Annotated in this window: 22 protein-coding genes; 13 read left to right on the top strand and 9 right to left on the bottom strand. The window is 66.2% G+C overall.

Annotation, left to right across the window (positions count from 1 at the left end; genetic code table 11):
* Positions 1–40 precede the first annotated feature (40 nt).
* The 4 genes from AC1DVS_RS00400 to aroC all read left to right on the top strand — a co-directional run bounded on the left by AC1DVS_RS00400 (position 41) and on the right by aroC (position 4,194).
* Positions 41–973, top strand: a complete 933-nt coding sequence (locus AC1DVS_RS00400; RefSeq protein ID WP_478019254.1) for a DnaJ C-terminal domain-containing protein — start codon at positions 41–43, stop codon at positions 971–973.
* Positions 974–1,166: 193 nt separating this feature from the next.
* Positions 1,167–2,135, top strand: a complete 969-nt coding sequence (locus AC1DVS_RS00395; RefSeq protein WP_478021181.1) for a YihY/virulence factor BrkB family protein — start codon at positions 1,167–1,169, stop codon at positions 2,133–2,135.
* Positions 2,132–2,935, top strand: a complete 804-nt coding sequence (fabI, locus tag AC1DVS_RS00390) for an enoyl-ACP reductase FabI (protein ID WP_478019252.1) — start codon at positions 2,132–2,134, stop codon at positions 2,933–2,935. Before AC1DVS_RS00395 ends, fabI begins: the two co-directional genes overlap by 4 nt.
* Positions 2,936–3,126: 191 nt before the next feature.
* Positions 3,127–4,194, top strand: coding sequence for a chorismate synthase (aroC, locus tag AC1DVS_RS00385; RefSeq protein WP_478019250.1), 1,068 nt, complete (start codon positions 3,127–3,129; stop codon positions 4,192–4,194).
* A 352-nt stretch (positions 4,195–4,546) separates the two neighbouring features.
* On the opposite strand, the gene AC1DVS_RS00380 is transcribed toward aroC, so the two are convergent.
* The 4 genes from AC1DVS_RS00380 to AC1DVS_RS00365 form a co-directional block, all read right to left on the bottom strand.
* Complete coding sequence (locus AC1DVS_RS00380; RefSeq protein ID WP_478019248.1) at positions 4,547–5,836, bottom strand: adenylosuccinate synthase; 1,290 nt, start codon at positions 5,834–5,836, stop codon at positions 4,547–4,549.
* Positions 5,837–5,865: 29 nt separating this feature from the next.
* Positions 5,866–6,972, bottom strand: coding sequence for an ATP phosphoribosyltransferase regulatory subunit (locus AC1DVS_RS00375; RefSeq protein WP_478019246.1), 1,107 nt, complete (start codon positions 6,970–6,972; stop codon positions 5,866–5,868).
* Between the two features lie 253 nt (positions 6,973–7,225).
* On the bottom strand, positions 7,226–8,803 hold the full coding sequence (gene serA / locus AC1DVS_RS00370) for a phosphoglycerate dehydrogenase (RefSeq protein WP_478019244.1): 1,578 nt from the start codon (positions 8,801–8,803) through the stop codon (positions 7,226–7,228).
* 87 nt (positions 8,804–8,890) lie between these two features.
* Positions 8,891–10,027: a phosphoserine transaminase gene (locus AC1DVS_RS00365; RefSeq protein WP_478019242.1), complete on the bottom strand. Its 1,137-nt coding sequence runs from the start codon at positions 10,025–10,027 to the stop codon at positions 8,891–8,893.
* A gap of 146 nt (positions 10,028–10,173) precedes the next feature.
* Here AC1DVS_RS00365 and AC1DVS_RS00360 point away from each other — a divergent pair, with 146 nt between their 5' ends.
* A complete protein-coding gene (locus tag AC1DVS_RS00360) occupies positions 10,174–10,836 on the top strand; it encodes a DUF4328 domain-containing protein (RefSeq protein ID WP_478019240.1) in 663 nt (220 codons plus the stop codon).
* A gap of 16 nt (positions 10,837–10,852) precedes the next feature.
* On the opposite strand, the gene AC1DVS_RS00355 is transcribed toward AC1DVS_RS00360, so the two are convergent.
* A complete protein-coding gene (locus tag AC1DVS_RS00355) occupies positions 10,853–11,755 on the bottom strand; it encodes an alpha/beta hydrolase (RefSeq protein ID WP_478019238.1) in 903 nt (300 codons plus the stop codon).
* Between the two features lie 54 nt (positions 11,756–11,809).
* On the opposite strand from AC1DVS_RS00355, the gene AC1DVS_RS00350 reads away from it, so the two are divergent.
* Both AC1DVS_RS00350 and AC1DVS_RS00345 read left to right on the top strand, forming a co-directional pair.
* Complete coding sequence (locus AC1DVS_RS00350) at positions 11,810–12,466, top strand: extensin family protein (RefSeq protein WP_478019237.1); 657 nt, start codon at positions 11,810–11,812, stop codon at positions 12,464–12,466.
* Between the two features lie 48 nt (positions 12,467–12,514).
* Positions 12,515–13,393 (top strand): LOG family protein, encoded by an 879-nt coding sequence (locus AC1DVS_RS00345; protein WP_478019235.1) that lies wholly within the window; start codon positions 12,515–12,517, stop codon positions 13,391–13,393.
* Positions 13,394–13,448: 55 nt separating this feature from the next.
* On the opposite strand, the gene AC1DVS_RS00340 is transcribed toward AC1DVS_RS00345, so the two are convergent.
* Positions 13,449–14,138 (bottom strand): c-type cytochrome, encoded by a 690-nt coding sequence (locus AC1DVS_RS00340; protein ID WP_478019234.1) that lies wholly within the window; start codon positions 14,136–14,138, stop codon positions 13,449–13,451.
* A gap of 131 nt (positions 14,139–14,269) precedes the next feature.
* On the opposite strand from AC1DVS_RS00340, the gene AC1DVS_RS00335 reads away from it, so the two are divergent.
* Positions 14,270–15,160, top strand: coding sequence for a prephenate dehydratase (locus AC1DVS_RS00335; protein ID WP_478019232.1), 891 nt, complete (start codon positions 14,270–14,272; stop codon positions 15,158–15,160).
* A 12-nt stretch (positions 15,161–15,172) separates the two neighbouring features.
* Here the strand turns inward: AC1DVS_RS00335 and nudC are convergent, their stop codons facing one another.
* From nudC to AC1DVS_RS00320, 3 genes are read right to left on the bottom strand one after another with little or no spacing between them, the layout of a single operon-like run.
* The gene (gene nudC / locus AC1DVS_RS00330; RefSeq protein ID WP_478021179.1) at positions 15,173–16,036 is read right to left on the bottom strand and encodes an NAD(+) diphosphatase; all 864 of its coding nucleotides are present in this window, start codon (positions 16,034–16,036) and stop codon (positions 15,173–15,175) included.
* Positions 16,036–17,349 (bottom strand): serine hydrolase domain-containing protein, encoded by a 1,314-nt coding sequence (locus AC1DVS_RS00325; RefSeq protein ID WP_478019230.1) that lies wholly within the window; start codon positions 17,347–17,349, stop codon positions 16,036–16,038. The genes nudC and AC1DVS_RS00325 overlap by 1 nt, the downstream gene beginning before the upstream one ends.
* Positions 17,346–18,365, bottom strand: a complete 1,020-nt coding sequence (locus AC1DVS_RS00320) for an A/G-specific adenine glycosylase (RefSeq protein WP_478021177.1) — start codon at positions 18,363–18,365, stop codon at positions 17,346–17,348. Before AC1DVS_RS00320 ends, AC1DVS_RS00325 begins: the two co-directional genes overlap by 4 nt.
* A 50-nt stretch (positions 18,366–18,415) precedes the next feature.
* On the opposite strand from AC1DVS_RS00320, the gene AC1DVS_RS00315 reads away from it, so the two are divergent.
* The 5 genes from AC1DVS_RS00315 to AC1DVS_RS00295 all read left to right on the top strand — a co-directional run bounded on the left by AC1DVS_RS00315 (position 18,416) and on the right by AC1DVS_RS00295 (position 24,684).
* Positions 18,416–18,967 (top strand): DUF721 domain-containing protein, encoded by a 552-nt coding sequence (locus AC1DVS_RS00315; protein ID WP_478021175.1) that lies wholly within the window; start codon positions 18,416–18,418, stop codon positions 18,965–18,967.
* Positions 18,968–18,981: 14 nt separating this feature from the next.
* Positions 18,982–19,698 carry a thioredoxin domain-containing protein gene (locus tag AC1DVS_RS00310; RefSeq protein ID WP_478019229.1) on the top strand — a complete coding sequence of 239 codons (717 nt, stop codon included), beginning with the start codon at positions 18,982–18,984 and terminating at the stop codon, positions 19,696–19,698.
* Between the two features lie 30 nt (positions 19,699–19,728).
* Entirely contained in the window at positions 19,729–20,487 is a 759-nt protein-coding gene (locus tag AC1DVS_RS00305) for a thioredoxin domain-containing protein (protein ID WP_478019227.1), read from the top strand.
* 26 nt (positions 20,488–20,513) lie between these two features.
* Entirely contained in the window at positions 20,514–23,915 is a 3,402-nt protein-coding gene (smc, locus tag AC1DVS_RS00300; RefSeq protein ID WP_478019225.1) for a chromosome segregation protein SMC, read from the top strand.
* Between the two features lie 226 nt (positions 23,916–24,141).
* Positions 24,142–24,684, top strand: coding sequence for a hypothetical protein (locus AC1DVS_RS00295; RefSeq protein ID WP_478019223.1), 543 nt, complete (start codon positions 24,142–24,144; stop codon positions 24,682–24,684).
* Positions 24,685–25,176 lie beyond the last annotated feature (492 nt).

The raw sequence follows: 25,176 nt of genomic DNA, 5'->3' as shown, positions 1-25,176 counted from the left end.
AATCCCGCAAACAGGACGAAACTGAAGGACTGAGGAAAAAGTGGCCGATCCTTATGCAACGCTGGGCGTGGCACGTACCGCCAGCGAGGCCGAAATCAAGAAGGCGTATCGGAAGCTCGCAAAGGAGCTCCATCCCGATCGCAACAAGGATAACCCGAAGGCGAGCGAGCGGTTCAGCACCGTGACGAACGCCTATGATCTGCTGACCGACAAGGACAAGCGCGCCCGTTTCGATCGCGGCGAGATCGATGGCGACGGCAATCCGGCGTCGCCATTCGGCTTTGGCGGCGGTGGCGGGCAGGGCGGCTATCGCCCGGGGCCGGGCGGCGCGCCGTTCGAGGCGGATGGTCCGGATCTCAGCGATATTTTCGAAGGCATGTTTTCAGGCGGCAATCGCGGTGGCGGCGGTTTCGGCGGCTTTGGCGGTTTCGGCAGGAAACAGCAGCCCAAGGGCGCGAACGTCGTCTACCGGCTCAATGTCAGCTTCGCGGATGCCGCCACGCTCAGCCCGCAGCGTATCACCCTCGCAGACGGCAAGCCGATCGAGCTGAAGCTGCCGGCGGGTCTCGAAAGCGGCGCCCAGATGCGGCTCGCCGGCAAGGGCCAGCCCGGCCCGGGCGGCCCGGGTGACGGGACCGTGATCGTCAATATCCAGCCGCACCGCTTCTTCACGCGCAATGGCGACGATGTCCGGCTCGATCTTCCGATCAGCCTGTCCGAGGCGGTGCTCGGCGCCTCGGTGCGGGTGCCCACCGTCGAGGGCGCGGTGATGCTGACGATTCCCGCTGGATCCACCTCAGGCAAGGTCCTCCGCCTGCGCGGACGTGGTTTCCACAAAAAGGAGGGCGGCCGGGGCGACCAGCTGGTGACGCTGATGGTCGATCTGCCGGTCGGCGACGATGCGCTGGTCGAGTTCGTGCGCGGCTGGAAGGATCGCGACAAAGGCAACCCGCGCGGCAATATGGGCGTTTAGTGCCGGGCCTGCACTCATAGCCGGAGATAGCCGTGACGGAGGGCATTTTGTCAGCTGGGAAGGAACGAGGAGGGAGCGATGTCGATTGCATCGTGACCGACGAGAGACGCCCCCAGCCGGCAAAAGGCGCCCGCCGCGAAGCGGTCGCCCGCAGGGCGATCACGGTTATTTCCGGCTATGAGTGCAGGCCCTGATGCAGGAAGTATCGCCCCAATCGCCTGAGGAGCGCAGCAAGAAGCCGGGTGACGAACGGACGAAACTCAGCCGCCATCTCGCCTTTGTGCGGCCCGGCAGCTACGCCCGCGAGGTTCTGAAGCGAGTCGCGGTCGGCGTGTACAGCGACGGTTTCGTCCATGCCGGCAACCTTGCTTATATGTCGCTGGTCACGCTGTTCCCCTTCTTCATCGTCGCCGCCGCGGTCGCGCGCCTGTTCGGGCAGACCGGGCAAGGGCTGCACGCAGTCGAGGCCTTCCTCCACACAGTGCCGCACGGTGTCGCCAGCGTCCTGGAAACGCCGATCCATGATGTGCTGGCGGCCCGTTCGGGTTCGCTGCTGTGGTTCGGCGCGATCGTCGGTCTCTGGACCACGGGCAGCTTTATCGAGACGATTCGCGATATCCTGCGCCGCGCTTATGGCGTGCAGTCGGTCCGCCCCTTCTGGCATTATCGCTTATGGTCGATCGGGCTGATCCTCGCCTCGATGATCCTCATCCTCGTCGCGTTCGCCTTCCAGATCATGCTGCTCGCGGTCGAGCAGTTCATCCTGCGCGTGCTTCCTTATGCCGCGAGCACGGCGACAGTCGTATCGGTGAGCCGCATCGCGCCGGGCATGGCGCTGTTCGCTGCGCTCTACATGGTGTTCTACGCCCTCACCCCGCGCAAATATCGCGAGAGCAAATGCCCGAAATGGCCGGGGGCGCTGTTCACCACCATATGGTGGCTGCTGGTGACAGCGCTGCTGCCGGTGATCCTGTCCAATCTGGCCAATTATGATCTGACCTATGGCAGCCTTGCCGGCGTGATGATCTCGCTGATCTTCTTTTTCTTCGTGGGTCTGGGGCTTGTTGTCGGTGCTGAATTGAACGCGGCACTGGCGGAAAGCGATGATGAAGGCGTAGAGAGCGGCGGCGGCAGCAACAAAGAGGAGGCGGCGGCGGCGTGACAGGATTGATGCAAGGCAAGCGGGGACTCATCATGGGCCTTGCGAATGATCGGTCACTCGCCTGGGGGATCGCGCAGAAATTGAGCGAAGCCGGAGCCGAACTCGCGTTCAGCTATCAGGGTGAAGCGATGGAGAAGCGGGTGCGTCCGCTCGCCGAGCAACTCGGCGTCGCGCGGCTGTTCGATTGCGACGTCGGCGATATGGCGGCGCTCGACGCGACCTTCGCCGCGCTCGCCGTTGAGTGGCCGACGATCGACTTCGTCGTCCATGCCATCGGCTTTTCGGACAAGAATGAGCTGCGCGGGCGGTTCATGGACACCAGCCTCGACAATTTCCTGCTGACCATGAACATCTCGGTCTACAGCTTCGTCGCGGTTGCACAGCGCGCCGCGAAGATGATGCCCGAGGGCGGATCCTTGCTGACGCTCTCCTATTATGGCGCTGAGAAGGTCATTCCCCATTATAATGTGATGGGCGTGGCCAAGGCTGCGCTCGAGACCAGCGTGAAATATCTCGCGGTCGATCTCGGCCGCGACAATATCCGCGTCAACGCGATTTCGGCCGGCCCGATCAAGACATTGGCGGCGGCCGGGATCGGCGATTTCCGCCTGATCCTGAAATGGAACGAGCTCAACTCCCCGCTGAAGCGCAACGTCACGATCGAGGATGTCGGCGGCGCCGGCCTGTATCTGCTGAGCGATCTCGCCAGCGGCGTGACTGGTGAGACGCATCATGTCGATGCCGGTTATAATGTGATCGGCATGAAGGCCGAAGACGCGCCGGATATTGCGTTGGCATAACAAGCTCCCTCTCCCATCGGGAGAGGGAAGGGGCCCAAGCGAAGCTTGGGAAGGGTGAGGGTGACTGTCATGAGCGTCTCGCCCTCAACCTCACCCCGCGCTGCTGCGCAGCTTGCCCCTCTCCTGGGAGGAGAGGGGAAGAAGAGCGTCCGGAACATGTTTGAAGGTGGTAACCTTCAGGGAGAGGGAAGTTGAGCTTCAACACTTTCGGTCGCGTCTTTCGCTTCACCACCTGGGGCGAATCGCACGGTCCCGCGATTGGGGCGGTGGTCGATGGCTGCCCGCCGGGACTGACGATTTCCGAGGGCGACATCCAGCCCTTCCTCGACAAGCGCCGCCCGGGCACCTCGCGCTTCACCACGCAGCGCCAGGAGCCCGATCAGGTCCGCATCCTCTCGGGCGTCTTCGAGGGGAACACGACCGGCACGCCGATCAGCCTGATGATCGAGAATGTCGATCAGCGCTCGAAGGATTATTCCGAGGTCGCTGAGGCCTATCGGCCCGGCCATGCCGATTACGCCTATGACGCGAAATACGGCTTTCGCGATTATCGCGGCGGCGGCCGCTCCTCGGCGCGCGAGACTGCGTCACGGGTTGCGGCAGGCGCGGTCGCGCGGCTGGTGATCCCCGAAGTCAAAATCCGCGCCTGGGTCGAGGCGATCGGCGGAGATGCGATCGACCCGGCCAATTTCGATCCCGACCAGATCGACGCAAACCCCTTCTTCTGTCCTGACGCGGTTGCGGCCGCTCGCTGGGAAGCACTGGTCGACAGCGCGCGCAAGGCGGGCTCATCCCTCGGCGCTGTGATCGCGTGCGAGGCGACCGGCGTCCCCGCCGGCTGGGGCGCGCCGCTCTATGCGAAGCTCGATTCCGAACTGGCTGCAGCCTGTATGAGCATCAACGCCGTGAAAGGCGTCGAGATCGGCGACGGCTTCGAGGCTGCGCGGCTGCGCGGCGAAGAGAATGCCGATGCGATGCGGCCCGGGCCCGACGGCCCCGAATTCCTCGCCAACCATGCCGGCGGCATTGCCGGCGGGATCGCGACCGGCCAGCCGATCCGCGTCCGCGTCGCCTTCAAGCCGACCAGCTCGATCCTCACGCCGGTCGAGACGATCACCCGGAGCGGCGAGGCGACCGAGATCATGACCAAGGGCCGCCATGACCCATGCGTCGGCATTCGCGGCGCGCCGGTGGTTGAAGCAATGGTCGCGCTTGTACTTGCTGACCAGAAGCTCCTCCACCGCGCGCAGTGCGGCTAATCACGTCGCTTTGTCAGGTCAGTTGTACAGAGTTCTGTACATGTCGAAAATGTCAGCGCCTTGCATGACATTCCCAACAGCGGGGCACGCCGCCGGCCGTGATTCAACCCGAAGATACCCCGCGCTATGCCGCCTGATCACAGCGGGAAATCGCCGTGTCTTTCTCATCGCCGGCAAAGAAAATGCGCGTCTCGCTCGATGCGCGAGAGTTGTTTCCGATCAGATAAGCCAGTTTGTCACCCCGGACTTGTTCCGGGGTCCATCGCGCCAAACAACGCAGCGTCTGCCTCTGTGCGCGATGGATGCCGGAAAAAGTCCGGCATGACGATTAAACCTGATCGAGCTCGATGCGTCAGTCCGCGAACGGATCCCGCACCAGGATCGTGTCCTCGCGTTCCGGGCTGGTCGAAACCAGAGCCACCGGGCATCGGATCAGTTCCTCGATCCGGCGGATATATTTGATCGCTTGGGCAGGCAGATCGGCCCAGCTCCGCGCGCCCGCGGTCGATTCCTGCCAGCCGGCCATCGTCTCATAGACGGGCTCGACCTCAGCCTGATCGGCGGCATGGGCAGGGAAATAATCGAGCGTCTCGCCGCGCAATGTATAGCCAGTGCAGATCTTCACTTCGTCGAACCCGTCGAGCACATCGATCTTGGTTAGCGCGATGCCGGTGATGCCGCCGACCGCAGCCGATTGCCGCACCAGCACTGCATCGAACCAGCCGCAGCGGCGCTTGCGCCCGGTGACGGTGCCGAACTCATGGCCGCGCTCGCCGAGCCGTTCGCCGGTCGCGTCTTCGAGTTCGGTCGGGAAGGGCCCCGAGCCGACCCGGGTGGTGTACGCCTTGGCGATCCCCAGCACGAAGCCGACCGCGCTCGGCCCAAGGCCCGAGCCGCCCGCCGCTGTGCCGGCAATGGTGTTCGACGAGGTGACGAACGGATAGGTGCCATGGTCGACATCGAGCAGCACGCCCTGCGCGCCCTCGAACAGGATGCGACGGCCGCGCGCCCGGGCCTCGTTGAGGTTGCGCCAGACCGGCTTGGCGAAGGACAGCACGAAGCCGGCGATCGCGCGCAGCTCCTCGATCAGCGCGGCACGGTCGATCGGCGGCTCGCCGAAGCCGGCGCGGAGCGCGTCATGATGTGCGGTGAGGCGGTCGAATTGCGAATCGAGCGAATCGAGATGGGCAAGGTCGCACACCCGGATCGCGCGACGGCCGACCTTGTCTTCATAAGCCGGGCCGATGCCGCGCCGCGTCGTGCCGATCTTCCCGGCGCCGCTGGCGTCCTCCCGCAGCGAATCGAGATCGCGGTGGAAGGGCAGGATCAGCGCGCAATTGTCAGCGATCATCAGCGTCTCTGGGCTGATCGACACGCCCTGCGCGGTGAGCTTCTCGACCTCGGCCTTGAGCGCCCAGGGATCGAGCACCACGCCATTGCCGATCACCGAAGGCGTGCCGCGCACGATGCCCGATGGCAGCAGCGACAGCTTGTACACCTTGTCGCCGACGACGAGCGTGTGCCCGGCATTGTGGCCGCCCTGGAAGCGCACGACCATGTCGGCACGCTCGGCGAGCCAGTCGACGATCTTGCCCTTGCCCTCATCGCCCCATTGGGCGCCGATAACCGCTACATTTGCCAAAACTGATGTCCTTCGATCGGGGAGCCGCGCTAGAGCGCGCGCGCCTCGCCTTCCACTAATATATGCGTGCAGAGCTGCGCTTCGGGCGTGTCGCCCGCCTCAAGCGCCGCGACGGTGACCCAGCCCTTGGCCCGCATCGCGGCTGAAATCGCCGGGTCGGTATCGAGCGGTACGAACAGGCGCCGGCGATCCACACTGCCGAGCCCGGCCGCGACGATCGCGTCGGCATAAAGCGAGAAGCCGATAGCGGCCTCCTCGGCGCCATTCTCATGGACGATCGTATAGCTGCCGCCCCGCCCGATCTCGCCGCGCACGCCCTCGGCGAAGATCGAGAAGCCAAGCCAGCTCTGAAATTCGAAGCCGTGGCGCTCGGTCGGATCGAGCGTCAGCGCGACCCGGCCCTTGAGGCCTGAGGCGATCGCCCAGAGCCCATCGAGTCGCGAGCGCAGCGCCCCGCCGACATCAAAGGCGCAGAGCCGGTCATGCGCGGGCTCGAACGGCCCGGCGGCCTCGATCAGCGGCAGATAGGCGGGTGCGATCTCGGCGACGCCGCCGGCATCTTTCGCATCGAGCCGGTCACTGAGTTCGCCGATCAGCCCGGCATCGACCGGCAGCGGCCCTGCGGCGAGCGTCGCGACGAGATCGGGCAAGGTGAAGTCGATCGAAATGCCGCATACGCCGGCCGCCTCGAGCGCGGCGACCGCGACATCGACGATCTCACGCGCGGCGACGATGGTATCGAGCCCGATCAGTTCGCAGCCCATCTGCCGCAATTCGCGCTCCGGGCTGAGCTGCGACGCGCGCAGCTTGAGCACCGGCCCCGCATAGGAAAGCCGCACCGGCCGAGGGTGATGCCCCATCCGGGTCGCGGCGATTCGGCCGATCTGCGCGGTCATGTCCGGCCGGATCGCCAGCGTCGCCTGCGAGACCGGGTCGACGAAGCGCACCACATCCTGCGCGCGGGCAGACTTGAGTCGGCTCGCCAGCCCTGCCTCGAACTCGGCGAGCGCCGGATCGGCCCGCTCATAGCCATGGGCATAAGCAGCACCGAGCACCGCCTGTTCGAGGCGCGCGGCGGCATCGGCGAACGGCGGCAACCGGTCGCGGAAACCTTCAGGGAGGAGGGCATTGGTCATTAGCGCTCTCCTTCATCACAACGCCGCAGATGACAAGGCATGCCTAGTCCGAGTTCCGCCGAGGAAGGCAGGTTCTCGATCGAGTTTGGCGAGCATATTCCGGTTGCGGCGATCGAAACCCTTAAGCCCCTCCCCTTCAGGGGAGGGGTTGGGGTGGGGCAGTGCCGCGTGCTCCGCGCTCGTGGATAGGCCCCACCCCCAGCCCCTCCCCTGAAGGGGAGGGGGGAAAGAGTCATCGTCATGCAACCTGCAATTAGAACGACAACCCCATCACCGTCTTCACGCCAGCGAGCGCGCGGACCTTGGCGATCAGGGCCTGAGTCACCGGCTCGTCGACCGAGAGCAGCAGCACCGCTTCGCCGCCAGCCGAACGCCGGCCGAGATGGAAGGTACCGATGTTCACGCCCTCCTCGCCGAGCAGCGATCCGAGCCGGCCGATAAAGCCGGGCGCGTCCTCGTTCACGACATAGAGCATGTGCCCGACCAGATCGGCCTCGACCTTGATCCCGAACAGCTCGACCAGGCGCGGCGCGGCATCGCCGAACAGCGTGCCCGCGACCGAGCGGTCGCCGGCATCGGTCTTCACCGTCACGCGCAGCAGCGTGTGGTAATCGCCTTCGCGGTCATGCCGCACCTCGCGGACATCGATGCCGCGCTCCTTGGCGAGGAAAGGCGCATTGACCATGTTCACCGTGTCCGAATGGACCCGCATCAGGCCGGCCAGCACCGCCGAGGTGATCGGCTTCTGGTTGAGCGACGCAGCCGCACCCTCGACCTCGATCGCGATCCCGGACAGTGCGCCATGCGCGAGCTGGCCGATCAGGCTGCCAAGCTTTTCGGCAAGCGCCATATACGGCTTGAGCTTGGGCGCTTCCTCGGCCGACAGGCTCGGCACGTTGAGCGCGTTGGTGATGCCGCCCGACATCAGATAATCCGCCATCTGCTCGGCGACCTGGATCGCGACATTGACCTGCGCTTCCGAGGTGGAGGCGCCGAGATGCGGCGTCGAGACGAAGTTGGGCGTGCCGAACAAGGGAGAGTCGGTTGCCGGCTCAGTCACAAACACGTCGAGCGCGGCACCGGCGATATGCCCCGAGTCGAGGCCCGCCTTGAGCGCCGCTTCATCGATCAGTCCGCCGCGCGCGCAGTTGATGATCCGCACGCCCTTCTTGGTCTTCGCCAGATTCTCGGCGGAGAGGATGTTGCGGGTCTGGTCGGTCAGCGGCGTATGCAGCGTGATGAAGTCAGCGCGGGCGAGGAGATCCTCGAGCGACACCTTTTCGACGCCCATCTCGATCGCGCGCTCAGGCGTCAGGAAGGGATCATAAGCGACCACCTTCATCTTCAGCCCGCGCGCGCGGTCGGCGACGATCGAGCCGATATTGCCGGCACCGATCAGGCCGAGCGTCTTCGAGGTCAGCTCGACGCCCATGAAGCGGTTCTTCTCCCACTTGCCGGCCTGGGTGGAGGCGTCGGCTTCGGGCAGCTGGCGGGCGAGGGCGAACATCAGGGCGATCGCATGCTCGGCGGTAGTGATGGAGTTGCCGAACGGGGTGTTCATGACGATCACGCCCTGAGCGGACGCAGCCGGGATATCGACATTGTCGACGCCGATGCCGGCGCGGCCGATCACCTTCAGGTTCGGCGCATGCGCCAGGATATCCTTGGTGACCTTGGTCGAGCTGCGGATCGCGAGGCCGTCATAATTGCCGATGATCGCTTTCAGCTCTTCCACGGTCTTGCCGGTGATCTCGTCGACCTCGACACCGCGCTCGCGGAAGATCTGGGCGGCTTTGGGGTCCATTTTGTCGGAGATGAGGACTTTTGGCATGGGATTGCCTTTCAATGAGCGCGCTCCGGTTGGGAGCGGGGAGTCTGGGAAGGATGCGTCCCCGCCGCGGCGGGGGCGCAGAGAGGGTCAGGCCGAGACGGTGACCGAGGCGTACGCCCAGTCGAGCCAGGGGCCGAGCGCCTCGATATCAGCGGTGTCGACGGTCGCGCCGCACCAGATCCGGAGGCCCGCCGGGGCATCGCGGTAACCCGCAATGTCATAGGCTGCGTGCTCGGCTTCGAGCAGGCCGGCGAGCTTCTTGATCAGCGCCTCGTCGGCACCCTCGACCGTCAGGCAAACGCTGGTCTTCGAGCGCGATGCCGGATCGGCGGCGAGATGGCCGAGCCATGACCGCTCAGCGACGATCTTGTCGAGCGCGGCGGCATTGGCGTCCGAGCGAGCGATCAGGCCCTTGGCCCCGCCGATCGTCTTTGCCCATTCGAGCGCGAAGATCGCATCCTCGACGGCGAGCATCGACGGCGTGTTGATCGTCTCGCCCTTGAACACGCCCTCGGTCAGCTTGCCCTTGGAGACGAGGCGGAACACCTTGGGGAGCGGCCATTTCGGCGTGTAGCTTTCGAGCCGCTCGACCGCGCGCGGACCGAGGATCAGCACACCATGGCCGCCTTCGCCGCCAAGCACCTTCTGCCACGAGAAGGTCGCGACATCGATCTTGTCCCAGGGGATGTCGTACGCGAACACAGCGCTGGTCGCGTCGGCGAAGCTCAGGCCCTCGCGGTCGTCCGGGATCCAGTCGCCATTCGGCACGCGCACGCCCGAGGTCGTGCCGTTCCAGGTGAACAGCACATCGTTCGACCAGTCGACGGTCTCGAGATCGGGGAGCGCGCCATAATCGGCGCGAAGGACGGTTGGCTCGAGGCCAAGCTGCTTGACCGCATCGGTCACCCAGCCTTCGCCGAAGCTCTCCCAGGCGAGCGCCGCCACCGGCTTCGCGCCCAGCATCGTCCACATCGCCATCTCGAACGCGCCGGTATCGGAACCGGGCACGATGCCGATGCGGTGGGTGTCGGGGAGCTGGAGCATCTCGCGCATCAGGTCGATCGCGTATTGCAGGCGCGTCTTGCCGAGCTTCGAACGGTGCGACCGGCCGAGCACTTGAGTCTGGAGCTTTTCGGGGGCCCAGCCCGGCGGCTTGGCGCAGGGACCGGAAGAGAAATAAGGACGCGTCGGCTTCGTCGCCGGAGGCGCAGGTAACTCAGTCATGTAGTCTCTCCTTACAGAGAGCACGCGCGGCGTTGGGACCGCGTGGCCCGTCGACGGCCCTAGCGATCGGCGAGCGGAAGTCAACGCGCATATCGCTGGACGGATGTCGCTGTGTCGGGCAGTTTCCCCAAAACGGGGGGCACGACATGGAAGATTCAGGCCGCGATCCGATCGCGCTCGGCAAATATACCATTGTCGCGCTGTATGTCTGGCTGGCGTGCGATATCCTGCTTGGCCTCGCCGCGGGGTACCACCTGACGGTCCTTTCCCCGCTTGAGGGAACAACCGACATAACGCTGCTCTCTTCGCTCCCGGCAGTCGCGCAGAGCGAGATGGTATCGGGCGTCATCGGACTGGCTTATCTGCTGGCCTTCCTGGTAGCCGGCTTTCTGATCCTGCGGTGGATCTACCGGGTGAACAAAAACGCGCATGTTCTCACCGATTGGATGCAGATGACGCCCGGCTGGAATGTCGGCTTTTTCTTCATCCCCATCGCACTGCTCTGGAAACCGTTCGAGGGGGTGCGGCAGAGCTGGCAAGCGACCTTCTCACCGGAAGACCCGGACGCGGAGCCGGTGCCCGATCTGCTGCGCTGGTGGTGGGGCCTTTGGCTGGCCTCCTCGGTCCTCGGCAATGTCTCTTTTCGTATGTCGGTGAACGCCCACACCGTGTCGGATCAGCTGCGGGCGGATGCGATCGACTTGTTCTCCATAGTGATCGATATTCCCCTCGCGTTGGTTCTGGCGACCATGATCCGGAAGCTCTCGATGGCGCAATCCGGCGTGCTCAAGCGTTCTGTGTTCGACTGACCCTTCAGCGGACTTCTTACTTCGGCACGAACTTCGGCGCCGGCTTGCCGAGCAATCCGCGGTCGGACATCCAGTCGGGGATTCGATCCGGCCAATGCTGCAGGCTGATGAGCGGCGTGTCCTCGCCCATGTTGAAGGCATGGCCGCCGGCCGCATACATGTGCAGCTCCACCGAGGCGTGCGCGGCGCGGTAGGATTGGAGCAGGTCGACCAGCGGTGCCGAACAGCAGGCATCGTCATTGGCGGCGGTGAGCAGCATCGGCGGCGAGTCCTTCTTCACCACCTCTTCGGCTTTCAGCGGCCCGGGGAATTCGAGGATCGCGAAATCGGGCCGGGCCGAGATCCGGTCGATCGCATCGCCCTTTCCGCGCGGCGCGACAGGCGCGCTCAGCGCCGCCATCCGCGCAAGCTCGCCGCCCGCCGAGAAACCCACGATGCCGATGCGGTGCGGATCGACGCCGAACTCCCCCGCGCGCGTGCGCACCAGACGCATCGCGCGCTCGGTATCCGCTCGGGCATCCTCGAGCGAGTAAGGCGAGCCCTCCTCCCGAAACAGCCGGTAGCGCAATACGAACGCCGCGACGCCGCGCGCAGCGAACCAGCGCGCGACGTCATTGCCTTCGGTGGTGATCACGATAATCCCGTGTCCACCGCCTGGGACGATCACCACGGCGGCGCCGTTCGCCTTCCCCTTTTCGGGCAGGAAAGCGGTGATGCTGGGGTTGTTGATATGCTTGGTCCAATATTCCGCCGATTGCTCGGGAATCGCGGCGCGGCTCTCGAAGCCGGGCGCGCCGCCCGTCCAGAGCGGATAGCGGGTGCCATCGGCCTGCGCCCAGGCCGGGCCGGACAAGACAAAGGCCAGCAGGGCCAGCACCCCCACAAAGAGAGGGGCCGCGAAGGGACGGAAAGTGCGCATCGGGCGATCCTCAACTTTTATGATTTGCCGCAGATAAGCACGCGCGGAGCCGGCTTGGCCAGCGCCTTGTTCGCGCTGCCATTGCTGCTCTCCGCCTGTGGCGACCGCGAACAGCGGCCACCGCCGCGACCGGCAGGATCGAGGCCGGTCACCCTTAACATTCCGACTTCGCGCGAGACCCAAGCATGCTTCGCCGATCTGTCGCGCAAGGAGGTGCGTTTCAGTCCGCTCCCTGACCGCGATTATGGCGGCGGCTGCCAGGTGATCGGCGCAGTGCAGCTGATCGATATTGGCGTGCCCGTCACCAACCTCAAGGCGATGCGCTGTGGCCTCGCCGACACATTCGTCGGCTGGGCGCGCTTTGCGGTCGCGCCCGCCGCGCGCCAGATCCTCGGCAGCGATCTGGTCCGGATCGAGAGTTTCGGCAGCTATGCCTGCCGCAACGTGATCGGCTCGGCCACGGCGGGTAACAAGCTGTCCGGCCACGCAATCGGCAACGCAGTCGATATCTCCGCCTTCGTGCTGCAGGACGGGCGCCGGATCAGTGTGCTCCAGGGCTGGCGGTCCGACGATCCGGTGGTGCGGGAATTCCTTCAGGTGATCCACAGCTCGGCCTGCAAGCGCTTCGGCACAGTGCTCAGTCCCGACTATAATGCCGCGCACGCCAACCATCTCCACCTCGAGGACGATCACGCGCATTTCTGCCGCTGAGCAGGCGTGCCTTCATCTTTGCCGGCTTTTCCGCTAGGGGCTGCTCCAATGAGTGATACACATGTTCCGTCGCGGGTGTTCCCGCGCGCCCGCCAGGATGCCGAAACCGCCAATGCCGGGATCAGCACCCCCCAGACTGAAAATCCGTCCTACCGGCTCGCCTTTCAGGACATGGATTTCCTGCTGCGCGAGGATCTGCGCCCGGTCCGATTCCAGCTCGAGTTGCTCAAACCCGAGCTGATCCTCGAAGAGGCCAATATCGCCTCCACCTTCGTCATGTACGGGTCGGCGCGTATCCCCGAGCCGGCCAAGGCGAAGGCGTTGCTCGAACTCGCCCAGGGCGAGGAAGCGATCCGCATCGCCGAGCGGCTGGTCGCCAAGTCCAAATATTATGACGAGGCCTATAAGCTCGCCCAGCTCGTCAGCGTCTTTCCGCGCGACGAAACCGGCAAAAGGCACTTCGTCGTCTGCTCCGGCGGCGGTCCGTCGATCATGGAGGCGGCGAATCGCGGTGCGGCCGAGGGCGGGCACGAGTCGATCGGGCTCAACATCGTCCTGCCGCACGAGCAGGCGCCTAACCCCTATGTCACGCCGCATCTCAGCATGCAGTTCCACTATTTCGCGCTCAGGAAGATGCACTTCCTGCTCCATGCCCGCGCGCTGGCGGCCTTCCCGGGCGGCTTCGGCACGTTCGATGAGTTGTTCGAGCTGCTGACCCTGATCCAGACCGGCAAGATCAAGCCGATCCCGGTGCTGCTGTTCGGCCGCGAATTCTGGAACCGGGTCGTGAATTTCGAGGCGCTGGTCGAGGAGGGCGTGATCAGCGCGCGCGATCTCGACATCTTCACCTTCGTCGAAACCGCTGAGGAAGCCTGGCAGATCGTGCAGGACTTTTATCGCGATCAGCCGGCGCCCGCAGCGGCGTAAACGAAAACGGCACCGCCCCTGAGGGGACGGTGCCGCTGATTTCGTGGCCGAAGATTTACTGCTTGGCTGCGGGCGGGATCTGTCCGGCCTTCTTCTCCGGCTCGACTGCCGCCTTCGGATCCACCGAAGGTGCGCCGCTGGCGGGCGCGGCCGCGTTGGAGAGGTTCGGCGTGGTCATTTCCGCCTTGCCGCCGGGGTTCGCGGGGGGCGCGGCCGGGGCGCTCGGCAGCGGCAGGTTCGACCCCATCGAATTGAGATAGGCGATCACATTGGCGCGGTCCTGCGGGTTGGGAAGGCCGGCAAAGGTCATCTTGGTGCCACTCGCGAACGCACGCGGGTTGGTCAGCCACTGGTTCATATTGTCGAAGTCCCACTTGCCGCCCTTCGCCTTTAGCGCGTCGGAGAAGGCAAAGCCGCCCTTGCCCTGCGCGATCGCCTCGCCGAGCGTCGCGTAGAGATTGGGGCCAATGCCGTTGGGAGCACCCTGCTCGATCGTGTGGCAGGCACCGCATTTCTTGAAGACATCGGCGCCCTTGGCGGGGTCGGCGGTCGGCATCAGCGTTGCGATCGGCACCTCGGCAGCCGCGCCGCTGTCGCCAGCCTCGGCAACGCCCTCGATCGGATAGCCCATTTTCTCGGGCTTCTTCTCGCTCTGGAACACCATTCCGCTCACGATCGAAAGCCCCAGCGCGGCACCGCAAGCGCCAAGCACCCAACCCGCGATCGTGTTCGTACGATTATCCATTACCCAAGCGCCCCTGTCGGAAAGTCGGCTCCCTTTAGATTCGGTAGAGCGTCACCGCAAGACGCGCTTGCGCGGTTCGACAGCATGCCGGCTTGTGCGCCGTGCCGCCCGCCGTTAAGCGCGCCCTTCCCATGGAAAACTTCGCCGCACCCGCGCGCCCGATCGTGGCGCGAATGATCGAGCAAGCCGCAGCGCACCCGGACCGCGCCGTTGCTTTCCAGGGCGCCCCCGGCGCCAATTCGCATATCGCGGCGCTTCAGGCGTTTCCGGACGGCCTGCCTCTGCCCTGTTTCGATTTTGCTGACGCGATCGACGCGGTGCGCGACGGCCGCGCCGATTGCGCGATCATCCCGATCGAGAATTCGCTGCACGGCCGCGTCGCCGACATGCATTTCCTGCTGCCCGAATCGGGGCTGGCGATCACCGGCGAGCATTTCCTGGCGATCCACTACGCGCTGATGGGCAAGGGCCCGATCGAGGGCGTGCGTGAGGCGATGAGCCATCCCCAGGCGCTTGGCCAGTGCCGGCTGTGGCTGCGCGAGCGCGGTATCAGGCCTGTCACCTATCCCGATACCGCCGGCGCCGCAGCGCTCGTGGCGGAAATCGGCGATCCCGCGATCGCCGCGCTGGCGCCGCCGGGAGCTGCGCCGATCTACGGGCTCGACCTCCTCGCCGACGGCATCGCCGATGCCGATCACAACACCACCCGCTTCGTCGTGCTGGCGCGGGCAGGGCACGCCCCGATCGGCGATGGCGCCTTCATGACGACCTTGATCTTCGAGGTGAAGAACGTCCCCGCCGCGCTTTACAAGGCGATGGGCGGCTTCGCGACCAACGGCGTCAACATGACCAAGCTCGAAAGCTATCAGCGCGGCGGCAGCTTCGCCGCGACTGAGTTCTACGCCGATGTCGAGGGCAAGCCCGGCGACCCCGGGTTCGACCGCGCGCTAGAGGAGCTCGGCTTCCATTCGAAATGGATGCGCATTCTGGGGACGTACCGGCAGGCCCGCACTCGGGGCTGAAGCCCCTCTCCCTCAGCCCGCCCACGCTTTCAGCAGCGTGTACGCAATCGCATAAGGCGGTGGCGGCAGGAACGGTCCCGGCTCGCCCGCCAGCACTTCGCCCACGACCTCCCGCGAAACCCAGATCGCATCCTCCAGCTCATTCGTGTCTAGCGTGATCGCATCGTTCTCGGCCATGCCGACGCAGGCGATCATCAGCGATGACGGAAAAGGCCATGGCTGGCTGGCGATGTAGCGCACGTCGGAAACCCGCACGCCCGCTTCCTCCATGATCTCGCGCGCGACCGCCTCCTCGATCGATTCGCCGACTTCAAGGAATCCGGCGAGCGCTGAATAACGCCCCGCTGGCCAGGCATGCTGACGGCCGAGCAAGGCACGGCCGTCATGCTCGGCGATCATGATCACGACCGGGTCGACGCGCGGGAAATGCTCGGCCTGGCAGTTTGGGCAAGACCGCGCCCAGCCGGCGCGGAAGATCTCGGTCGCGGTGCCGCAATTGGCGCAGAATCGGTGCCGCGTATGCCAGTCGAGCAGGCTGCGCGCGGCGGCATAGGTCGCCGCTTCGCCCGGCGCGAGCTGGTCGAGGAGTCCGAACATCCGCATCGGCCGGCCCGCTGGCGGCGCCATCCCTGGCGTCAACGCAGCGAAATAGGGCTTGTCGCCGTCGAGCCCGAGCAGGACCAGGTCGGAACCGTCAGGCGCATCCGCCAGGTTTGTCCAGACAAGCTGCCCCTCGCTGTCCAATTCAGGCTCGAAATTCTCGAGCTTGAGCAGGCGCGCGCGCCAGTCGCCAAGCGCGGCGGCGAAGGCTTCGGGATCATGGCGAAGCCGGTCGGCACGGTCGAGCGTGCCGCCGGTGAAACCGGGTGCTGTGATCACCGGCTGTGCGCGGTGTCGGTTGCAAGCGCGGCCGCTATCTCTTCGCGCAGCGGCCATTTCTCGGCAGGGAAATAATTGACCATCACCGTCCCCCGCGCGTGGCGGGCTGGATCGACCCAGGCGATCGTCCCCGCCGCGCCGCCCCAGCCATAGGTTCCCTTGGACGGTCCGCCCGGCTTGTCTTCGAGAAACACCGAGCCGCCGGCCCCGAAGCCCAGTTTCCCGACATTGCCCAGCCTGTTGAGCTGGCTGGTGTCTACGCCCGCCGGCAACAGGTTCGACATCATCAGCGCGGCCGTCTCCGGCTTGAGCACGCGAACCCCATCGAGGGTGCCGCCATTCTGCAACGCATGGAGGAAGCGGTCATAATCGCGCGCCGACATCACCAGCCCGGCACCGCCATAGGGAAAGCTCGGCGGCGACAGCCATACTGAGGTGGCGGCGGGATCGAGCGGCACGCGACTGTCGCCCATGAAAAGATAATTGGTGGCAAACCGGCTCGATTCGCTCGCCGGCACCGTCCAGTAGCTCGAGCTCATCTTGAGCGGATCGAAGATGCGCTTTTGGACAAAGGCGTCGAAGCTCATCCCGCTCGCCACTTCGATCACCCGACCCATCACGTCGAGGCCAATCGAATAGCTCCATTTCGTGCCCGGATCGGCAATCAGCGGCAGCGTCGCGACCTTGTTCGCGAACGTCTCCAGGCTCGGCGGACGAGTCTGGCGCATCTGGACTTCGAGCTGGGCATTGATCGTGGCGGGGTTGATGCCGAGCTTGGTATATTGCTCGAGCAGCGGCCCCTTGGTGATGATGTTGTAGCCAAGCCCGGCGGTATGGGTCAGCAGGTTGCGGATCGTGATCTCGCGCGCCGCCGGCCTGCTCTCGAGCGTGTCCGAATTGAGCTGGACCCGCATCGACTTGAACGCTGGAATGAAGTCGCTGACCGGCTGATCGAGCTTGATCTTGCCCTCTTCGACCAGGATCATCGCCGCCATGCCGGTGATCGGCTTGGTCATTGAATAGACCCGCCACAGGCTGTCCGGCCCCGCCAGGGGGGCGCCCGGGCCGTCGGCGATATGCCCGGCGCTGACGAACACTGTCGGATAATCGGCAGAACCGAACGCGCCGACGATCCCGGGCATCTTGCCCGCAGCGACATAGGAATCGAACAAAGTCTGCGTGGCGGGGAGAAGCGATCGACCCGCCGGCGCGGTCTGTGCCGGTTGCGGCGGTGCCGAATGGCCCGCAAACGCAGTGCCCGCGACCAGTGCAACCAGCGCGCCCGCCGTCATGAACCGCCTGATGATCATCCCGCTCTCCTGAACGCACGCGCCGCCTTGGCAAAGACCGTCGGCAGCCCCGCCGATTCGAGATCGGCTATCGGCCACCATTCGCCCCAAGACTCTTGATCGCCGGAATGCCCCTCCGCTGACGCGACCGCAAGCGCGAGTTCGAGCCGGAAGTGAGTGAAGACATGGTCGACCGTCGTGTCGAGCATCCGCCAGGCGCCAGTCACCGGCGAATCGGCGAGGCCGGGCGGCGACTCGGCCCAGGGTCCTGTCGGCAGCGCACGCATGCCGCCGAGCAGTCCCTTGGGCGGGCGGCGGACGAGCAGGACCCTGCCGTCCCGCTCGGTCCAGAAGATCGTGCCATAGCGTTGCGGCCGCGCAGCCTTGCTGAGCTTGGTGGGATACATCTCCGGCTTGCCCTCGGCAAAGGCGCGGCACGCCCCGGACAGCGGACAGAGAAGGCAAAGCGGCGCACGCGGCGTGCAGATTCCCGAGCCGAAATCCATCATCGCCTGGGCGAAATCCCCGGCGCGGGCGGTGGGCGTGATCGAGGCAGTGGCGGCGCGGACGGCGGGCATTCCGCCCGGCAGCGGCTCGGCGATCGCGAAAAGCCGCGCGACGACCCGGGCGACATTGGCATCGACCACCACCGAAGGTTCGCCGAATGCGATCGCAGCAATCGCGGCGGCCGTATAGGCACCGATGCCGGGCAGCGCGCGCAAGCCTTCTTCAGTCGCCGGAAATTTCCCTTCATGCTCCGCGACAAGGGCGCGCGCGCAGGCGATCAGATTACGAGCGCGGGCATAATAGCCGAGCCCCGCCCAGGCGGCCATCAATGTTGCATCGTCGGCGCCCGCCAGCGACTCGATATCGGGCCAGCGCGCAACGAACGCTTCGAAGCGCGGTCGCACCGCGGCGACTGTCGTCTGCTGCAGCATGATTTCGGAAAGCCATACGCGATACGGGTCGGCGGCGTTCGCGCCAGGCGGGCTCCGCCACGGCAGATCGCGGGCATTGCGATCATACCAGCCGAGCAGCTTTGCGGCGATATCCGATGGGAGCTTGGCGGGCACGCCGTCGCTATGGCATGGGTTGCGGGATGAGCAAGCGTGGCGTCCCCGCTCCCGGAACCGAATCAAAGGCCGAAAAGCCCCGTGGCGGTCGCGCGCGCGCGGTTTCCGAGCTGTTGCCCGATGTCGGCCGCGCCGCTTTCCGCAAGTTCGGCTTCGTCCAGAGCGCGGTGGTCAGCCGCTGGCCGGAGATTGTCGGCGCCCGCTATGCCGGCGTCTCCGCACCCGAATCGATCAAATTCCCGCAAGGCCAGCGCACCGACGGCACGCTCAACCTCGTCGTGCGCGGTGCGCATGCGACGATGATGCAGCATATCGCGCCCGAGATCGTCGAGCGGGTGAACCGCTTCTTCGGCTATGGCGCGGTTGCCCGGGTGATGATTCGCCAGGGCGATGTGCCGGCACCCCGCGTCAAAGCGGCGCCGCCCTCGCTCAAGCCGATCCCGGTCGAGCTCGGCGCGAGCCTGCGCACGATTGCGGATCCGGAATTGAAGGCCGTGCTCGAAGCCCTCGCGGCGAGTGTCGCTGCGACTCGCGGCCCACCAACAGTTCGATCGACGGAGGAATGATGCGCGCTTTCCTGATGGCTACCATGGTCCTCGGCATGTCTGCGGCGCCGCTTGGTGCTGCAACCCCGAAGGCGCACCCCGCCAAGCCGGCAGCGGCCAGGCCGGCGGCGCGGCCGAATTGGGTCCAGACGGTGGTGCGCACCCCTGAAGGTGGCTATCGCATGGGCAATCCCAATGCGCGCATCGCCCTCATCGAATATGGCTCGCGCACCTGTCCGCATTGCGCTCTGTTCGACGCGCAAGGCGTGCCGGCGCTCACCAGCAAATATGTCGCGACCGGCCAGTTGAGCTATGAGTTCCGCGATTTCCCGGTCCACGGCGTCATCGATATGGGCCCGATCCTGCTTGGCCATTGCGTCTCGCCGGCGCAGTTCTTCCCGATGCTCAACCGCATGATGGCGGCGCAGAAGCAGCTGTTGCAGCGCGCCGAGATTCCGGCGGCGGATCAGGAAAAGCTTCGCGCCATGAAGCCCGGCCCGCTCGTTGCCTGGCTCGCCAATTATTATGGCTATACAGCCTTCGTCGCCCAGCACGGCGTACCGGCGGCGAGGGCCAATGCGTGTCTGGCTGACCCCAAGGCGCTGGAGGCGGTGGCGAAGCAGACCGATGCGGCCAATGCCAAATATGCCATTCCGAGCACGCCCACCTTCATCGTGAACGGCAAAATCGCCCCGAACACTTATGATTGGGCGGCGCTCGAGCCGATCCTGCGCGCAGCCGGCGCGAAATAATTCGAAGACTTCGACTGGAGAGAAGCTGTCATGAAATTCCGTATCCTCTGCGCCGTGCTGCCAATCCTGTTCGTCGCAGCCTGCGGCAAGGGCGATGCCGGCGGTAACAGCAGCGCCGGCGCTCCTGCGGCCGCACCGGTTGCCGGAGCCAAGGCGCCGGCCGGGCAGAACTGGGTCGATGTCGTCAGCAAAACGCCCGAAGGCGGCTATGTCATGGGCAACCCGAACGCGCCGGTGAAGCTGATCGAATATGGTTCGCGCAGCTGCCCGCACTGCGCTGCGTTCGATGCCGAAGGGGTCCCGGCGCTCAAGGCGGGGCCGATCGCCGCCGGCAAGCTGAGCTATGAATTCCGCGATTTCCCGGTGCACGGCGCGGTGGATATCGGCCCGATCCTGGTCGGCCACTGCGTCGAACCCGCGCAGTTCTTCCCGATGCTCGATCAGATGATGGCGAGCCAGCAGCAGCTGATCGGTCGCACGGACAAGAAAATATCGGACGCAGATCAGGCGCGATTGCAGAAGGCGTCGCCGGGCGAGGTCGCGACTTTCCTCGCCGATTTCTACGGCTATGTGGATTTCGCGAAGCAGCGCGGCGTGCCTGATGCGAAGGTGAGAGCCTGCCTCAGCGATCCCAAGGCGCTCGATAACATCGCGAAGCAGGCCGATACGGCCACCCGGCAATATAGTGTCTCCGGCACGCCCACCTTCATCGTCAACGGCACGGTTGCGACCAATGTTGCTGATTGGGCCGCGCTGCAGCCGGTCCTGAAGGCGGCGGGCGCGCTGTAACCGCGGCAAAGGGGGGATAGCGGCCGGTGCAGATCAAGCGGCTCAGGCTTTCGGGTTTCAAGAGCTTCGTCGATGCGGCGGACATGCGGATCGAGCCCGGTCTGACCGGAATCGTCGGCCCCAATGGCTGCGGCAAATCGAATCTGCTCGAGGCGCTGCGCTGGACGATGGGCGAGAATTCGGCGAAGTCGCTGCGCGGCGCCGGCATGGACGATGTGATCTTCGCCGGCACCTCGACCCGGCCGGCGCGCGATTTCGCTGAAGTGTCGATCCTCGCCGAGATCACCGGCGAGGAGACCGAGGTCGTCCGCCGCATCGAGCGCGGTGCCGGCTCGGCTTACCGGATCGACGGCCGCGATGTGCGCGCCAAGGACGTCGCCCTGCTCTTCGCCGATGCCGCGACCGGTCCGCATTCGCCCGCTTTGGTCAGCCAGGGCCGGATCGGCGCGGTGATCGCCGCCAAGCCGGCCGAGCGCCGGGCAATGCTCGAAGAGGCGGCGGGGATTGCCGGCCTCCATGTCCGCCGCAAGGACGCCGAGCAGAAACTGCGAGCGACCGAGGCCAATCTCACCCGGCTCGACGAAGTCATCGCCGATCAGGATGCCCGCGCCGCCGCGCTGAAGCGCCAGGCGCGGCAGGCGGAACGCTACCGCGCGCTCTCCGATCAGATCCGTATCGCTGAAGCGCGGATGATCTTCGCGCGCTGGCGCGATGCGGCGGCAGCGGCCGATTCGGCCAAGGCGGAGGCGGCGACCGCCGAGACCCGCGTCGCCGAAGCGGCTGAACTGCAGCGCGCGGCGGCGGCCTATCAGACCGAAGCGACCGAGACGCTGGCCGGCGTCCGCGCCGAGGCCCAGGCCGCCCGCGACCGCGCCAGCGAAGCCGGGCATCGGCTCGCCGCGCTTCGTACCGAGCACGCCGCGGCTGAGCGCCGGCTCAGCGAACTCGCCGATAGCCGGGTTCGGCTGACCGAGGATCGCAGCCGCGAAGGGTCGCTCGCCAACGACGCCGCTGAGGCGATCGCGCGGCTCGCTGACGAAGTGTCTTCGCTCGAAGCGCAGATCGCCGAAGCCGGTGCGCGGTCGCCGCAGCTCGAGGCCACGCTGGCCGCCGCCGAACGCGCCGCCCGCGATGCCGAGGTCGCGCTGGCCCAGGCCCTTGCGGCACAGGCAAGCGAGGCAGCTGATGCGCGCGTCGCCGAAGCGGCGTTGGCGGCGGCGCGGACCAGGGCCGAGCGCAGCGAGCGCGATCTCGCGCGGGTGGCGGCCGAGATCAAGGCACTGGGCGATGCCGCGCCCTTGCTCGCCGAGCGGACCCGCGCCGCCGAGGCGCGTGCCCAGGCGCTGCGCCACGCCGAATCCGCCAGGACAGCGCTTGCCCGCGCCGATGCAAGCGAGCGCGAGGCGATCGGATCGCGCGATCGGGCGCAGTCGGCGCGCGCCGGCGCTCATGCCGAGCTGAGTGCGCTCGACAGCGAGACCGCAGCCCTGACCAAGGCGACTCGGCGGGATGGCAAGGACCGGCTGCTTGATCAGCTGCGCGCCGATCCCGGCTATGAGCGCGCCCTTGCGGCGGCGCTCGGCGATGATCTCGAAGCCGGCCTCGATTCGACCGCTGAACGTTTCTGGGCGGGCGCCGAGCCTGCCCCGGGCGATCCATCGGCACCGACCGGCACGGTGGCGCTGGCGGCGCATGTCGGCGCCCCCGCTGCACTGGCGCGGCGGCTGGCGCAGGTCTTCGTCGCTGAAAGCGATGGCGCGCAGGCGCTCGCGGTCGGCCAGAGGCTGGTGACGATGACCGGCCAGCTCAGGCGCTGGGACGGCTATATCGCGAAATCGGGCGGCGCCGAGGCCGCCGCCCGGCTCGAACGGATGAACCGCCTGCGCACGATCGAGGCGGCACGCCCGGCTGCGGTGCGCGCAGTCGACGCGGCCGATGCCGAGCTCGCGCGGATTGACGGCGCGATCGCCGAGGCGCGCCGCGCCGCCGCTGATTCGCGCCGCGTGCTCGAAGCCGCCGAGACCAATGCCCGCGATGCCGGCCGCGCCGAAGACCGCGCCGCAGTCGCGATCGAGCGGATCGAATCGCAGCGCGCCGATCTCGAAACGCGCCGCGGTCGGATCGCCGCCGAGCATGAAGAGGCGCAGGGTGAAGTGACTCGGGCGACCGAGGTCAAGGCTGCGCTCCCCGATGGCAGCGCGACGCGAGAGCGAGTCGCGATCCTCTCCGGCGAAGCCGAGGCGAAGCGCACGACGGTCGCCACGGCCCGTGCCGAGCGCACCGCACTCGAACGCGCCATTGGCCAGGATCGCGAACGCCTTGCCGCGAGTATCGCCGAGAGCAAGGGCTGGAAGAACCGGGCAGGCGAGGCGGCGCGGCGGATCGCCGAGATGGACAAGCGCGACGCAGATCTCGCGCGCGAGGCTGAGGCGCTTGCCGAAAAGCCGGCGGTGCTGGCAGCCGAGATCGTCGCACTCGAAGCTACGCATAGCGTTGCGCGTGCCGAGGCGGAGACGATGATCGCCGCCGAACGCGAAGCGGAAATCGCCCTGCGCGCCACTGAGGAACGCGCGCGCGCGGCGGGTGAAGCGCTGGCCGAGGCTCGCGAAATACGCGCCGGCGCGGCAGCCCGCGCGGAAAACCAGGAATCGCGGCGGATCGAGATGAACCGCCTGTCGGGTGAACGCTTCCAATGCCCATCCGTCCTGCTCCCCGAGCGCGTAGGGTTCGATGAGAAAATCGTCGGCGCGCCGCAGGATGAATCGCTGGCGCATGACAAATTGCTGGTCGATCGCGAACGGATCGGCCCGGTCAATCTCGTCGCCGAGAGCGAGCTTGCCGAGCTCGAAGCCGCCAGTGTCGGCAATCTCGCCGAGCGCGAGGAGCTTGGGCTCGCGGTCAACCGGCTGCGCGGTTCGATCGGCACGCTCAACCGCGAGGGCCGGCAGCGCCTGCTTGCCGCATTCGAGGCAGTCGATGGCCATTTCCGCCGACTGTTCACCACCCTGTTCAACGGCGGTCAGGCGCATCTCGAACTGATCGATTCGGACGATCCGCTCGAAGCCGGCCTCGAGATCATGGCCCAGCCGCCGGGGAAGAAGCTCCAGTCGCTGACCCTGCTCTCGGGCGGGGAACAGGCACTGACTGCGGTCGCGCTGATCTTCGGCCTGTTCCTCACCAACCCGGCGCCGATCTGCGTCCTCGACGAAGTCGACGCGCCGCTCGACGATGCCAATATCGAACGCTTCTGCGACCTGCTCGACGCAATGGCCCGGGAGACGGCGACCCGCTATCTGATCGTCACCCATAATGCGGTGACGATGAGCCGAATGCACCGCCTGTTCGGCGTGACGATGATCGAACAGGGCGTGAGCCGCCTGGTCTCGGTCGATCTCGGCGCCGCCGAGACTCTGCTGGCGGCGGAGTAAACTTCTTCTCCCTCTCCCTGAAGGGGAGAGGAGCATTGGGTGAACAGCACCCCGAGCTGTTCAGGTCATGCCGGGGGCATGACCGACCCAATGCTGGGCCCATCGCGTAGCGATGGGAAGGGTGAGGGTGACCGTCATGGATGTCTCGCCCATAACCTCACTCCCCTCATCCGGCCCTTCGGGCCACCTTCTCCCACAGGGGGAGAAGGAAGTTGGAGCGACACAGATGCGCAGCCTTCTCTCGCTCCTAACTATGCTCCTTCTGTCGGGCTGTTTCTGGGAGGGCCCGGCCTTCTATCGGCCCGATCCCGGTCAAAGCGGGCCATTGTCGCCCGGGCTCTACAAGATCGTTTCAGCGGACAAGTCAGCCCCCCAGCGCCTGCTGGTCCGCCGCACCGACGATGGTGCCCTGCTGATCGCGGAGCCCGAGGATTTTAAGGGCGGCAAGCCATCGCGCGTCGTGCTGATGCCATTGGCCGCGCGGGGCCGACATTTGTGGATCGTCCAGACTCAAATCGGCGACACGGCGGACCCGGTCGCTTACGGCCTGCTCGAAAGCGAGGGTGCCGCGCTCATCCTGGATCCGGCGCTCGACTGCCAGGGGAGTGAGGCGCTGGTGCGCAAGGCAGGCGGGACGGTCGAGGGAGAAGGCGGTAGCCCGAGTTGCATCTTCAAGGATCGCGCGGCGCTGGAACGCGCATTAATCGCCTATGCCGCCGCCCATCCCGTTTTCGAGAAACCCGCCCGGCTGACGCGCATCGGGGATTAAAGCGGCGTGTGCCCGATTTGGCGCGCGTGCGAGTTACGCCGCCTTCTACTTCCCTTCCCCAGCGAAGGCTGGGGCCCAGTTGGGGGACGCTAGTGATACGCGTTGCGGTTCATTACCTCTGCCATCGCAACTGGGCCCAGTATCAGGTTGAACATGCCCCGCATGTTCAAGGATCGTCCGGGGGACGATCCGACCTGATACTCTTCGCTGGGGAAGTAAGAAGGGGAACAGAAGCTAGGCCTCGGTCGGTTCAGGCCCGAAGCCGGTCGTTCCCCCCGCAGCGTTCGCTATGGGCGGCGCGCAGTTCCGCAGCTTGACTTGCGCAACCACCGCGCCTAGTGCGCCACCGCCCCAATATCGGGGTGCAGGAAGGCTGACAATGTTCGCCACGGCAAATCACCCGGGACTCGATCCCGCCGCGGTCCGAACCTCGCCGAAGCGCTAGTCGCGCCCCGGCCGGGTCACGGACCCGGCTAGTTTGATCCCGAAAAT

The organism is Sphingomonas sp. P3_C5 (assembly GCF_056402635.1).
Note: the sequence above shows the minus strand (reverse complement) of the source record. Positions and strands in the feature narration are given on the sequence as shown.